An 11,846-nucleotide genomic window follows, 5' to 3' on the forward strand; every position below is an offset into this window, starting at 1 on the left:
CCTGAGGACTTCAATGCTTCGCTGGTCGCTCCGCATTCTCGCCGCGTTCCTGACCCTGATCGTGCTGGCCGTCGGCACGATCTACGTCTGGCCACTGGGCAGCGACCACCTCACCCACGCGGACGCCGCCACGCTGTCCTTCACGGACGCGCAGGCCAGGGCGACCCAGGAGGTCACCCGGGACACCGGCGACGCGACGGTCCAGCCGGAATGCCGGACCAAGGCCCTGATTCACGAGAACCGTACGCCCGGAGCCGTCCTGATGCTCCACGGCTACACCGACTGCCCCGTCCAGTTCGGCGCCCTCGCCCAGCTCTACTACGACCAGGGCTACAACGTTTTCGTGCCCCGCGCTCCCCGCCACGGCGTCACCGACCTCAACGCCCACACCGGCCTGCACGCCGATGAGCTCGTGGACTACGCCGACGACGCGCTGACCGTGACGGCCGGCCTGGGTGACGAGGCCGGCGTGGTCGGCATCTCCGGTGGCGGCGTCCTGGCCACCTGGCTCGCCGATTACCGCCCGGACGCGGTCGCGCGCCTGCTCACGCTCTCACCGTTCTACTCCCCGGCCGCGTCCCAGGCCCCGAGCTGGCAGATCAAACCGCTGATGGTGCTCTACGGGAACAGGTTGCTGCCGGATCACATCAACAGCCAGGGCTTCTCGTACGCCGCCCTGTCGCAGTACCTCCGGATCGCGCGCAACTACCCGAAGAACCCCCGCAACGCCTCCCTCAAGTCGGTCGCCGTGGTGACCTCGGCCGGCGACACGTACATCGACCTGACCCGTGCCACCGCGATCCCCGGCGACCTGGCCAGGGCGAACGGCCTGAAGCTCGCGGCGTACGAGATCCCCGGTTCCTGGAACGTCGGCCACGACACCGCCGACCCCGCGGGCCTGGGCACGCACGCCGCCGAACTCCAGCGCGCCTACCTCGATCTCTACGAGGGCAGAACCCCGGCATTGCCGTAGTACGCCCCCGGGCCGTGCTTACGCTTGAAGTGCCGCTCCTGCAGATGCGCCGGGGTGCTCGCGTTCGGGTTCAGCGCCAGCGTCTTGAGCGCCATCTCGGCGACCTTCTCGATGATGATCGCGTACTCGATCGACTTCACCGGCGTAGCACCCCAGGTGAACGGGCCGTGGTTGGCAGCCAGCGCTCCCGGCATGCCAACCGCGTCCTCGTCCCCGCCGACCAGCTCGATGAGCGCCTTCCCGGTGTTCAACTCGTAATCGGTCGCGCACTCCTCGGGCGTCAACTGCCGCGCCACCCCGACCGGCCCGCTGAACGAGTCGGCATGCGTCGTCCCCAGCACCGGGATGTCGAGCCCGGCCTGGGCGAACGCCACCGCGTTCGTCGAATGGGTGTGCGTCACCCCGCCGATCGACGACCACTGCAGGTAGAACGCCCGGTGGGTCTCGCTGTCCACCGACGGCCGGAGCTCCCCGCCCAGCACCTTCCCGGTCGCCAGGTCCACCGGGACCAGCATCTCCTCGGTCAGCTCCGAGTAGGCCACCCCGGAGGGCTTGATCAGGTAAAGCCCCGCCTCACGGTCCACGCCGCTGACGTTTCCCCAGGTCAGGGCGGCAAGACCCGCCTCGGGAATCATGAGATTGGCGCGAAGCACCGCCTGCCGAAGCGCACTGGATCCGTAACTGCTCATGGCGGGATGTTAACGCTCACACGCGCGGAACGCTCCCGATGGCATCACCTGAATTCGCAGAGATCGCGTGTCTTCGATGCCTATGCGGTGGATCTAGAGGCAGTAGCCTGTGATGTATGGACATGCTTCGACGTGTGCGCAGGGCGACCACGCTGACGGCCGCCGTTCTGCTGGCGGGGATCGGGCTCGCCGGCTGTGCCAAGGAGGACACCGGGGGCACCACTGCTTCCGGCGTCTCACTGGTCAAGGCCGGAGTGCTCACCACCTGCACGCACCTTCCCTACGCGCCGTTCCAGGCGAAGGACGAGACCGGCAAGGTGGTCGGCTTCGATGTCGCGCTCATCGACCTGGTCGCTGCGAAGCTGGGTGTCAAGCAGGAGATCGTGGACACACCGTTCGAGGGCATCAAGTCCGGGTCCGACCTCAACGCCGGCAAGTGCGACGTCGCCGCGGCCGGCATGACCATCACCGATGAGCGTAAGCAGGTGCTGGATTTCTCGGCACCGTACTTCGACGCGACCCAGGCGCTCGCCGTGCTCACCGGCAGCCAGGTCAAGACGCTGGAGGAGCTCAAGGGCAAGCGCCTCGGCGTGCAGGGTGGCACCACCGGTGAGGATTACATCAAGACCCAGGTGAAGGACAAGAGCCTCGACATCGAGGTCGTCTCGTACAAGGACCTCGCCGCGCTGCAGCAGGCCCTGGCCACCAACCAGATCGCCGCGGCCGTCAACGACCTGCCGGTCTGGAACGAGTACATCCGGGCCAACCCCGCCAAGATCGTCGTCGCGGCCGGGTTCGACACCGGTGAGCAGTACGGTTTCGCCGTCAAGAAGGGCAACGCGGCGCTGCTCAAGACCGTTGACGAGGCCCTGGCGGCGGCCCGGTCCGACGGGACGTACGACAAGATCTACACGAACTGGATCGGCGAGAAGCCGGCGAGCTGATGAAGCTGAGTCGTCGCCGGCGGCAGCGGATCGCGCGGATCGGCGGATACGTCGTCTTCGCGCTGGTGCTCCTGGCCGTGGCCGGCTCCGCGGACTGGGGCCGGCTGTCCGAGGCGTTCTTCCGGCTCGACGTCGCCGGCAGCATGTTCCCCGAGGCCATCACGATCGCGCTGCGCAACACGGTCGCGTACACGTTGCTGGCCTTCGTCTTCGGTCTGTCGGTCGGACTGGTCCTCGCGCTGATGCGGCTGTCGTCGATCGGGCCGTATCGCTGGCTGGCGACCGCCTACATCGAGCTGTTCCGCGGGCTGCCGGCGCTGCTGGTGTTGTTCATGGTCGGTTACGGCGTGCCGCTGGCCTTCCCCGACCGGGAGATCCCCGGCGGCGTCTACGGCTCGGTCACGGTCGGGCTCGGCCTGACCGCCGCCGCGTACATGGCCGAGACCATCCGCGCCGGCATCCAGGCGGTGCCCCGCGGGCAGCTGGAAGCGGCCCGCACGCTCGGCATGTCGCACACCCGCGCGATGATCTCCATCGTGCTGCCGCAGGCGTTCCGCATCGTGATCCCACCGCTGACCAACGAGATCATCCTCCTTACCAAGGACACCTCCCTGGTGTACGTCCTGGGCGTCACGTCCACGACCATCGAACTGACCAAATTCGCCGGTGACTCGCTCAACACCCGCGTCAACCCGACCCCGCTGGTGGTGGCCGGCCTGCTCTACCTGGTGGTCACCCTGCCGTTGTCGCAGCTGGTGCGCGGGCTGGAACGCCGGGCGGCGAGGGAGAGATGACCACGATGTCCACCATCGAGATCAGCGGCCTGCACAAGTCGTTCGGCACCCTGGAGGTCCTGCGCGGCATCGACCTGGCCGTCGAACCGGGTGAGGTCGTCTGCGTCATCGGCCCGTCCGGCTCCGGCAAGTCCACGCTGCTGCGCTGCGTCAACCTGCTCGAGGAACCGACCTCCGGCACGATCCGGGTGGCTGGCGTCGAGGTCACCGACCCGGATTGCGACATCGACGCCGTACGCCGCGGTATCGGCATGGTCTTCCAGCAGTTCAACCTGTTCGGCCATCTGACCGTCCGGGAGAACGTCACCATCGCCCAGCGCCGGGTCCTCAAACGCAACCGAGCCGAAGCCGCCCGGGTGGCGACGGAGAACCTCGCCCGCGTCGGCCTCACGGACAAGGCCGACGCCTACCCGGCCCAGCTGTCCGGCGGCCAGCAGCAGCGGGTCGCCATCGCCCGTGCGTTGTCCATGGACCCGCAGCTGATGCTCTTCGACGAGCCGACCAGCGCACTGGATCCCGAACTGGTCGGGGAGGTGCTCGCGGTCATGCGGGGCCTGGCCGCCGAGGGCATGACCATGCTGGTGGTGACCCACGAGATGGCCTTCGCCCGCGAGGTGGCCTCCCGAGTCGTGTTCATGGACGCCGGCGTGATCGTCGAGCAGGGCCCACCCGCACGGGTGTTCGGCGAACCCCGGGAGGACCGCACCCGCGAATTCCTGCACCGGGTCCTGGAACCCACCCGGGTCAGCGAAACCGAGATCGGCGCCCACCTGCCTGGCAACCGTGGCAGCGGCACCGACGACCCTGATCCTTGATCGATGCGGAACCGGCGGCATGGCGTCAGGCAGAGGTTCGCCAGACGACCGGGGAATCCAGCAGAATGGATTCCGGGACGGGGTCCTTGCCGCGGAGCTGGAGCAGGACGAGTTCGGCGGCGTTGCGGCCGACGTCGCGGGCGGGCTGGTGGACGGTGGAGAGTGGGGGCTGGGTTCGCAGGGCCCAGGAGCTGTCGTCGAAGCCGACGATGCCCACGTCCTCCGGCACCCGGCGGCCCGCCTCGCGCAGCGATTCGAGCGCGCCGGCTGCCACCGCGTCCGATGCGGCGAAAACCCCGTCGATGAGCGGCTCGCGGTCCAGGAGCGCCCGCATGCCCTTCACGCCGTACGCGTAGTCGTAGAGCGGAATCTCCGCCACCAGCGCCGGGTCGAAGTGGGAGCCGAGCGCTTCGCGGAAGCCGGTGAGCCGGTCCGCGCCTGAATCCCGGTCGAGGGCGGCTGCGATCATGCCGATGCGGCGGCGGCCGGTGGCCAGGAGGCGTGCGGTGATCGCGCGGGCCGAGCCGGTGTTGTCTATGCCGACGTAGGGGATGCCACGGTCGAGGTCCGGTGGGTGACCGACGAAGCAGGCCGGGAGTCCGATCTGGGCGATCAGCCGGGTGATCGGGTCGTGCGAGCGTGCCGAGACGATGATCGCGCCGTCGACGAAGCCGCCGCTGAGGTAGCGCGACACGCGCTGGGTGTCGCGGTCCGAGTCGATGACCAGGCTGACCATCTGCTGGTCGGCCAGGGACAGGATCTCGTTGGCACCGATCATGATCGCGCCGATGTTCGGATCCTCCAGCAGCAGCGCCGGATCCTCGAGGGCTATGAACCCGATGGCCTGCGACCGCCTGCGCGCCAGGTTGCGTGCCGCGGTGTTCGGGACGTAACCGACCATCGCGATGGCGGCCTCGATCGCCGTCCGGGCATCCGCCGAGACGTAACCGCCGTTCAGGACACGGTTGACCGTGCCACGGGACACGCCGGCCGCCGCGGCGACGTCGTGCACCGTGGCCCGTCGAGGAGTCCCGGGTCCGGCCACACCAACCACATTACGTGCCGGCCACCCACCCTCCACCTCCCGGCCACCCGCCACGGTGATCGGCCACCCGCCACGGTGATCGGCCACTCGCCACGGTGATCGGCCACTCCGGGCGAAGCACCGGCGGCCCGGGGCGGGAGGACCGGCGGCCCGGGGCGGGAGGACCGGCGGCCCGGGGCGGGAGGACCGGCAGCCCGGACCGGCAGCTCGCACCGGAGGGCCAGCGGGCCGGGGTGGGAGGCCCGGCAGGCCCGGCGGTCCCGGCGGCGGCCCACCTGCGGCCAACGCCGGACAGGGCGACAGGCGGCCGGACGGGGGAGTGGCAGATGCGGGAGTTGAAGCGAGTGCACGACGGCTATTGACCGCCCGGCGCGGGCGTGTCTAGTGTGTGCCCGTTCACACATCCGTCATCGATGTGTCAGCGCGCGGAAATGTGTGCACGTGCACACACGGCCAGAAGGACCTCCATGATCCGGCTCGGGTGCGATTACAACTACGAACAGTGGTCGGCGGATGTGTGGCGCGAGGATATGGCGCTCATGCGTACCGCCGGCATAGATCTTGTGGCTATCAATGTTTTTGGCTGGTCCAGCGTTCAGCCGCGGCCCGGCGTCTTCGACTTCACCGCGCTCGACGAGATCGTCGGGCTGCTGCACGACAACGAGATCAAGATCAATATGGGTACGGGCACGTCGTCGCCGCCGCCCTGGCTGACGCATCGCCATCCCGAGGTGTTGCCCGTGACCGCCGATGGCACGACGCGGTTCCCGGGTGGGCGCCAGGCCTGGTGCCCCAGCTCGCCGGTGTTCCGCGACCATGCCCTTGCCCTGGTCGACGAGATGGCCCGCCGCTACGGCAACCACCCGGCTGTCGACCTGTGGCACATCTCCAACGAGCTGGGCTGCCACAACGCGCTCTGCTACTGCGAGAACTCCGCGGCGGCGTTCCGGGAGTGGCTTGCCCGGAAGTACGAGACCGTGGAGAAGCTCAACGAGGCGTGGGGGACCGCGTTCTGGAGCCAGCGGTACAGCGACTTCGCCGAGGTCGGGCCGCCGCGGTTGACGCTGTCCGCGCGGAATCCGGCGCAGCTGGTCGACTTCCAGCGGTTCTCCTCCGACGCGCTGCTGGACCACTACCGCGCCGAGGCCGAGGTGCTGCGCCGGCACTCGGCCGTGCCGGTCACCACGAACTTCATGGTCACCGCGCACATCCGGAACCTGGACTACTGGTCGTGGGCGCCCGAGATGGACGTGATCGCCAACGACCACTATCTCGATCACCGGCTCGAGGACCCGGTCGCGGAGCTGTCGTTCGCCGCGGATCTGACCCGCGGGCTGGCGAAGGGGCGGCCGTGGATGCTGATGGAGCAGGCCACGGGCGCGGTGAACTGGCAGCCGTACAACGTGGCCAAGGAGCCGGGGCAACTGCTGCGCAACTCGCTGACCCACGTGGCCCGCGGTGCGGACGCGCTCTGCTTCTTCCAGTGGCGGGCATCGGCGCAGGGCACCGAGAAGTTCCACTCCGCGATCGTGCCGCACGCGGGGACCGACACGGACCTGTGGCGTGAGGTGCTGGAACTGTCGGCCACCGTGGACCGGCTCGCCGACGTGGCCGGGACGACGGTCGAGGCGGACACCGCGCTGATCTTCAGCTGGGAGTCCTGGTGGGCGACCGACACGGAGGCACGGCCGTCGCAGGACGTCACGTACCTCGATCAGGTGCACCACGCGTACCGTGGCCTGCGCGATCTGGGCGTGACCACCGACGTGGTCGCGCCGGGCGCCGACCTCAGCCGCTATCGCACCGTCGTCGTGCCCTGCCTGCACATGGTCTCCGACGCCGAGGCCGCCGCGATCACCGATTTCGTGCGGGCGGGCGGCAACGCGGTCGTCACGTTCTACAGCGGGATCGTCGATCAGGACGACCGGGTCCGGCTCGGCGGTTACCCCGGCGCGTTCCGGGAGCTGCTCGGCGTGGTCACCGAGGAGTTCCAGCCGCTGCTGCCGGGGCAGGAGATTCCCCTGCACGGCGGGGGCAAGGCCACCGTCTGGACCGAGCGCTTGCGACTCACGACAGCCGAGCCCATCCTCGCGTACGCCCAGAGTCCGCTGAAAGACGTCCCCGCCGTGACCAGAAACTCGTACGGCGCGGGCCAGGCCTGGTATGTCGCCACCCACCTCGACCACGCCGACCTGCGCACGGTCCTGCGTGACGCCGTCGGGGCCACCGCCGAGCCGGGCGAGCTCGAAGTCGTCCGGCGCGGGCAGTTCCGCTTCGTCATCAACCACGGCGCGAAGCCGGTCGAGCACCCGGTCACCGGTCACGAGCTCGTCACCGGCGACCACGTCGACGGGTCGCTGCTCGTGCCCGCCGGCGCCGTACGCGTCGTACGTCTCGGGGAGGCGTCATGAAGAACAGAGCCGTACCCATCTTCGTCGTGCCCTTCGGGGTGCTCTTCATCGCGTTCTACCTGGTGCCGATCGGGTACGCGGTCGTCCAGTCGCTCTACAAGGTCGAACGCAGCGGCACGTTCGGGCCCGTCCGCGAGGTCTTCGGCGGTCTCGACCAGTACCAGCGGGTGTTCCAGGACGGCCCGTTCTGGGCGTCCCTCGGCCGGGTCGCCGCGTTCGGCGTGGTGCAGGTGCCGGTGATGCTCGGGATCGCGCTGATCCTGGCGCTGCTGCTCGACTCCGGCCTCGTCAAGGGGCGCAGGTTCTTCCGCCTCGCGTTCTTCGTCCCCTACGCGATCCCCGGCGTCATCGCGGCGATCATGTGGGGCTTCCTCTACTCGCCGAACCTGTCCCCGCTCAAGCCGGTCACCAGCGCGATCGACTTCCTCTCCGCCGACCTCGTGCTCTGGTCCATCGCGAACGTCGTGACCTGGGTCTACGTCGGCTACAACATGCTGATCATCTACTCGGCGCTGCTCGCCGTCCCGACCGAGGTCTACGAGGCGGCCCGGATGGACGGCGCCGGGCAGTTCCGGATCGCCTGGTCCATCAAGATCCCGCTGGTGCTGCCGGCGATCGTGCTGACCACGGTCTTCTCCATCATCGGCACCCTGCAGCTGCTCGCCGAGCCGCAGGTGTTCCGCAGCTTCAGCTCGGCGGTCACCAGCACGTACACGCCGAACCTGACCGTCTACTCCACCTCGTCGATCCCCAACTTCAACCTGGCCGCGGCGTTCTCGGTGGTGCTGGCCCTGACGACGTTCGTCCTCTCGTTCGCCTTCCTCAAGGCGACCCAGCGCCGGAGCGCCGAGCAGTGAAAAGTCGCGTCGGCGTCATGGCCGTCATGGGTCTGTGCACGATCTACTTCCTCGCCCCGATCTGGTGGCTCTTCGTCGGAGCCACCAAGAACAACGACCAGTTCACGGGTACGGCGCCCATGTGGTTCGCCGATTTCCACCTGGTCGACAACATCCGCGAGCTGGTGACGTATCGCGACGGCGTGTTCCTGCGCTGGATGCTCAACAGCATCGCGTACACCGGCGGAGCTGCCCTGCTCGGCACGGTGCTGGCCGCGATGTGCGGTTATGCGCTGGCCAAGTACCGGTTCCGCGGCCGGGAGCTGCTCTTCAACATCGTGCTCAGCGGGGTGCTCGTCCCGGCCACCGCGCTCGCACTGCCGCTCTTCCTCATCTTCAGCAAGGCGGGAGCGGCGAACACGTTCTGGGCGGTCTTCCTGCCCAGCCTCGTCAACCCGTTCGGCGTCTACCTGGCGCGGATCTACGCGGCGGCGAGCGTACCCGAGGAATTGCTGGAAGCGGCCCGCATAGATGGCTCCGGCGAGGTCCGGACGTTCTTCACGGTCTCGACCCGGCTCATGTTCCCGGCCCTCGTCACCATTTTCCTCTTCCATTTCGTCGCGGTCTGGAACAACTTCCTGCTCCCGCTGATCATGCTCAGCGACGAGCGGCTGTTCCCGGTCACGCTCGGCCTCTACACCTGGAACACCCAGGTCAACCAGGTCCCCGAGCTCCGCGGCCTGGTGATCGTCGGTGCCCTGCTCTCGATCACCCCGCTGGTGGTCGCTTTCCTTCTCCTCCAACGCTTCTGGCGCAACGGTCTGGGCGCCGGAGCTGTCAAATGAAAGGTGTATCCGTGCGTCGTCTACTCGCCTCGTTAATCGTTCCGGCCCTCTTCCTCACCGCCTGCTCGTCCAGCGACTCGGACTCCGGCTCCGACGCGTCGGCCGCGGCCTGCGCGCCGTCGTCGGCCGGGCCGGTCACCCTCACCTACACGTCGTGGATCCCCGGGATCGAGGACGTCGTCAAGGTCTGGAACGCCAAGAACCCGAACATCCAGGTCAAGGTGCAGACCGGCCCGAACGGCAACGGCGGCACGTACCAGAACTTCTTCAACCAGCTCAAGGCCGGCAACGCCCCCGACCTGGGCCAGATCGAATACGACGCGCTGCCCAGCTTCCGGGTGCAGGACGGCCTGGTCGACGTCGGTGCCTGCGACAACGTGGCCAAGGCGAAGGACCAGTTCATCCCCTGGACCTGGAACCAGGTCAGCTTCGGCGACGCCAAGGGCGCCTGGGGCGTACCCCAGGATGCCGGTCCCATGGCGCTGTTCTACCGCGCCGACCTGTTCGAGAAGAACGGCATCGCGATCCCGACGACCTGGGACGAGTACGCCGCCGCAGCCGAGAAGGTCCGCGCCGCCGGCGGCTACATCACCAACTTCTCGCAGAGCGACATCAACCAGTTCGCCGGGCTCACCTGGCAGGCGGGCGGCCGCTGGTTCGCCAACGACGGCCAGAACTGGACGGTGAACCTCACCGACGACAAGACCACAAAGGTCGCCGACTACTGGCAGAACCTCATCAGCAAGAAACTCGTCTCCACCGTCCCGCCGTGGACCACCGAATGGGACAACGCCTACAACTCCAGCTCCGCCTGGACCTGGGTCTCCGCGGTGTGGGGCGCCAACTCCATCGCCAGCGGCGCCCCGAAGACCGCCGGCAAATGGCGCGTAGCCCCGATGCCGCAGTGGACAGCGGGCGAGAAGTCCGCGGGCAACTGGGGCGGCTCGTCCACGGCCGTCTTCAAGGGCTCGAAGCACCCGTACGAGGCCGCGCAGTTCGCCCTCTGGCTCAACACGGACCAGGAGGCCCTCACCCTGCTCAACGAAAAGGCCAACCTCTACCCGGCCACCACCGCGGGCACCAGCCTGCCGGCGCTGTCCAAGGGCGTCGCGTTCTACGGGGACCAGAAGATCTACGAGGTCTTCGCCCAGGCCTCCACCGAGGTCGCCCCCGACTTCACCTGGGGCCCGACCATGACGGCCACCTACGCCAACGCCTCCGACGGCTTCAAGGCCGCGGTGTCGGGCAAGGGCTCCCTCACCGAGGCACTCACCGCCGCCCAGGCCTCCACCATCCAGACCCTGAAGTCCCAGGCCATCCCGGTCAAGGAATAGCCTTCCGCCTCCCACCGGCGGCCCGGCTCATTCCCCGGGCCGCCGGTGCAGCAACTCGCGCAACCCGCCCGTCAGCCGCCGGACCCGCTCATTCTCGGCCACGGTCTGCTCGGCATCGGGCCGGACGATGATGAAGTCGGCGAAATCGCTGATTCTGTCGAAGGCGAGACCGGCATACTTCAGCACCTCAGCCGGGTCGTCGTCGGTCTCCAGAATGTCGACCACCTGGCGCAACCGGTCGTACCAGGCCATCCGAAAGCCCCGCTCCGCCTCGCGCAGAACCAGCTCACGCAGCTCAATCGCGATCGGCACAGCGGCAGCTATGCGTTCCCGTGGTTCGAGTGGCGTCGTCATGGCAGGTGCCGTCCATCCCCCGTCCGCATCGAAAGCCGTCAGGTGGATGTGCACCTCCGCCTCGCTCCCCGCAGGCTGGGTGGTGAACAAGTCGCCGCACCCGCTCCGCGCTGTCGTCGCTGAGGCAGAGCGTATTGCCCCACGTCGACCAGCGTCTCGGCCTGGTCGATCGAGACCGATCGGGTGAGCCCCGAGTGGGGCCGCTCGGAAAAGCGTTACAAGCGGCCCTGAGAAGAAATGATGCTCGGGACAGAGGGGGTCCTGGTGGGGGGAAAGCCGCAGCACTGGCCAGCGGTCGTTGCAGGAGTCGTAGCGCTCCTTGCGGGAGGCGTTAGCGCTTTCGGTCGGCCAGCGACGCAGGAACGACCGCTCTTCTTGTTGTTGGTGCCTTGTTGCTGGGCCCGTTCATCATCCCGCGCATCGAGAAGATCTCCGTCAGCGCTGACGCTTTTGAGCTGGCGCTGACCAAGCAGATCGCTGAGCAAGGTGCTCCGGCGACTGCCCAGCTGCTGAACCACTCCGATTTGGCCAGGCTCACGGAGGCCTACGGTGTGATCCGCGCGACACAGAACGAGCAGTATCACGGCCTGAGGTTGGCGGAGAAGTATTGGTCACGACTCGACCAGGCGGAGCGGGCAACGATTCGGTCCCTTACCTCTGCTGCGGACTTCGGCGGTGGGCAGACAGCTCGGCGTGTGGTCGCGGACAGGCTGCTGACTAAGTGAGGCCGGGGCAGGGCTGCTGTTTGACGGCGAGGACCGATGAGGGCGGCTTCGTTGATCGCAAAACTTCGATATGTTGTGGGG

At 68.1% G+C, this 11,846-nt stretch carries 12 protein-coding genes; 9 read left to right on the top strand and 3 right to left on the bottom strand.

Going from position 1 to position 11,846, the window contains the following annotated elements; genetic code table 11:
- Positions 1 to 13 precede the first annotated feature (13 nt).
- Positions 14 to 973, top strand: a complete 960-nt coding sequence (locus Aco04nite_RS09485; RefSeq protein WP_212996824.1) for an alpha/beta fold hydrolase — start codon at positions 14 to 16, stop codon at positions 971 to 973.
- Here Aco04nite_RS09485 and araD read toward each other — a convergent pair.
- Positions 943 to 1,662, bottom strand: coding sequence for an L-ribulose-5-phosphate 4-epimerase AraD (gene araD, locus Aco04nite_RS09490; protein WP_212996825.1), 720 nt, complete (start codon positions 1,660 to 1,662; stop codon positions 943 to 945). The two genes, Aco04nite_RS09485 and araD, sit on opposite strands and share 31 nt — an antisense overlap.
- Before the next feature lie 116 nt (positions 1,663 to 1,778).
- On the opposite strand from araD, the gene Aco04nite_RS09495 reads away from it, so the two are divergent.
- Genes Aco04nite_RS09495 through Aco04nite_RS09505 form a run of 3 tightly spaced genes read left to right on the top strand, consistent with a single transcriptional unit; the run spans position 1,779 to position 4,215 of the window.
- Entirely contained in the window at positions 1,779 to 2,606 is an 828-nt protein-coding gene (locus tag Aco04nite_RS09495; protein WP_244875844.1) for a basic amino acid ABC transporter substrate-binding protein, read from the top strand.
- Positions 2,606 to 3,400 (top strand): amino acid ABC transporter permease, encoded by a 795-nt coding sequence (locus tag Aco04nite_RS09500; protein ID WP_212996826.1) that lies wholly within the window; start codon positions 2,606 to 2,608, stop codon positions 3,398 to 3,400. Before Aco04nite_RS09495 ends, Aco04nite_RS09500 begins: the two co-directional genes overlap by 1 nt.
- Before the next feature lie 5 nt (positions 3,401 to 3,405).
- Positions 3,406 to 4,215 (top strand): amino acid ABC transporter ATP-binding protein, encoded by an 810-nt coding sequence (locus tag Aco04nite_RS09505; protein ID WP_212996827.1) that lies wholly within the window; start codon positions 3,406 to 3,408, stop codon positions 4,213 to 4,215.
- Positions 4,216 to 4,240: 25 nt separating this feature from the next.
- Here the strand turns inward: Aco04nite_RS09505 and Aco04nite_RS09510 are convergent, their stop codons facing one another.
- Positions 4,241 to 5,260, bottom strand: coding sequence for a LacI family DNA-binding transcriptional regulator (locus tag Aco04nite_RS09510; protein WP_212996828.1), 1,020 nt, complete (start codon positions 5,258 to 5,260; stop codon positions 4,241 to 4,243).
- 467 nt (positions 5,261 to 5,727) lie between these two features.
- Between Aco04nite_RS09510 and Aco04nite_RS09515 the strand changes: the two genes are divergently transcribed.
- Genes Aco04nite_RS09515 through Aco04nite_RS09530 form a run of 4 tightly spaced genes read left to right on the top strand, consistent with a single transcriptional unit; the run spans position 5,728 to position 10,686 of the window.
- Positions 5,728 to 7,671, top strand: a complete 1,944-nt coding sequence (locus Aco04nite_RS09515) for a beta-galactosidase (RefSeq protein WP_212996829.1) — start codon at positions 5,728 to 5,730, stop codon at positions 7,669 to 7,671.
- The gene (locus Aco04nite_RS09520; protein WP_212996830.1) at positions 7,668 to 8,528 is read left to right on the top strand and encodes a carbohydrate ABC transporter permease; all 861 of its coding nucleotides are present in this window, start codon (positions 7,668 to 7,670) and stop codon (positions 8,526 to 8,528) included. Before Aco04nite_RS09515 ends, Aco04nite_RS09520 begins: the two co-directional genes overlap by 4 nt.
- Positions 8,529 to 8,545: 17 nt before the next feature.
- Positions 8,546 to 9,352, top strand: coding sequence for a carbohydrate ABC transporter permease (locus Aco04nite_RS09525; protein ID WP_212996831.1), 807 nt, complete (start codon positions 8,546 to 8,548; stop codon positions 9,350 to 9,352).
- A gap of 11 nt (positions 9,353 to 9,363) precedes the next feature.
- Entirely contained in the window at positions 9,364 to 10,686 is a 1,323-nt protein-coding gene (locus Aco04nite_RS09530) for an ABC transporter substrate-binding protein (protein WP_212996832.1), read from the top strand.
- Positions 10,687 to 10,713: 27 nt separating this feature from the next.
- Here Aco04nite_RS09530 and Aco04nite_RS09535 read toward each other — a convergent pair whose 3' ends face one another.
- Positions 10,714 to 10,998: a hypothetical protein gene (locus Aco04nite_RS09535; RefSeq protein WP_212996833.1), complete on the bottom strand. Its 285-nt coding sequence runs from the start codon at positions 10,996 to 10,998 to the stop codon at positions 10,714 to 10,716.
- A 434-nt stretch (positions 10,999 to 11,432) separates the two neighbouring features.
- On the opposite strand from Aco04nite_RS09535, the gene Aco04nite_RS09540 reads away from it, so the two are divergent.
- On the top strand, positions 11,433 to 11,765 hold the full coding sequence (locus Aco04nite_RS09540; RefSeq protein WP_212996834.1) for a hypothetical protein: 333 nt from the start codon (positions 11,433 to 11,435) through the stop codon (positions 11,763 to 11,765).
- The last annotated feature ends 81 nt before the right edge of the window (positions 11,766 to 11,846 follow it).

The sequence above is a fragment of the Winogradskya consettensis genome, assembly GCF_018332715.1.
In the GTDB taxonomy this organism is placed as follows: Bacteria; Actinomycetota; Actinomycetes; order Mycobacteriales; family Micromonosporaceae; genus Actinoplanes; species Actinoplanes consettensis.

Bases quoted from the DNA above. Each gene is read 5' to 3' on its own strand.
- Aco04nite_RS09485 (WP_212996824.1), top strand. From the start codon at position 14: ATGCTTCGCTGGTCGCTCCGCATTCTCGCCGCGTTCCTGACCCTGATC.
- araD (WP_212996825.1), bottom strand. From the start codon at position 1,662: ATGAGCAGTTACGGATCCAGTGCGCTTCGGCAGGCGGTGCTTCGCGCC.
- Aco04nite_RS09495 (WP_244875844.1), top strand. From the start codon at position 1,779: ATGGACATGCTTCGACGTGTGCGCAGGGCGACCACGCTGACGGCCGCC.
- Aco04nite_RS09500 (WP_212996826.1), top strand. From the start codon at position 2,606: ATGAAGCTGAGTCGTCGCCGGCGGCAGCGGATCGCGCGGATCGGCGGA.
- Aco04nite_RS09505 (WP_212996827.1), top strand. From the start codon at position 3,406: ATGTCCACCATCGAGATCAGCGGCCTGCACAAGTCGTTCGGCACCCTG.
- Aco04nite_RS09515 (WP_212996829.1), top strand. From the start codon at position 5,728: ATGATCCGGCTCGGGTGCGATTACAACTACGAACAGTGGTCGGCGGAT.
- Aco04nite_RS09520 (WP_212996830.1), top strand. From the start codon at position 7,668: ATGAAGAACAGAGCCGTACCCATCTTCGTCGTGCCCTTCGGGGTGCTC.
- Aco04nite_RS09525 (WP_212996831.1), top strand. From the start codon at position 8,546: ATGGCCGTCATGGGTCTGTGCACGATCTACTTCCTCGCCCCGATCTGG.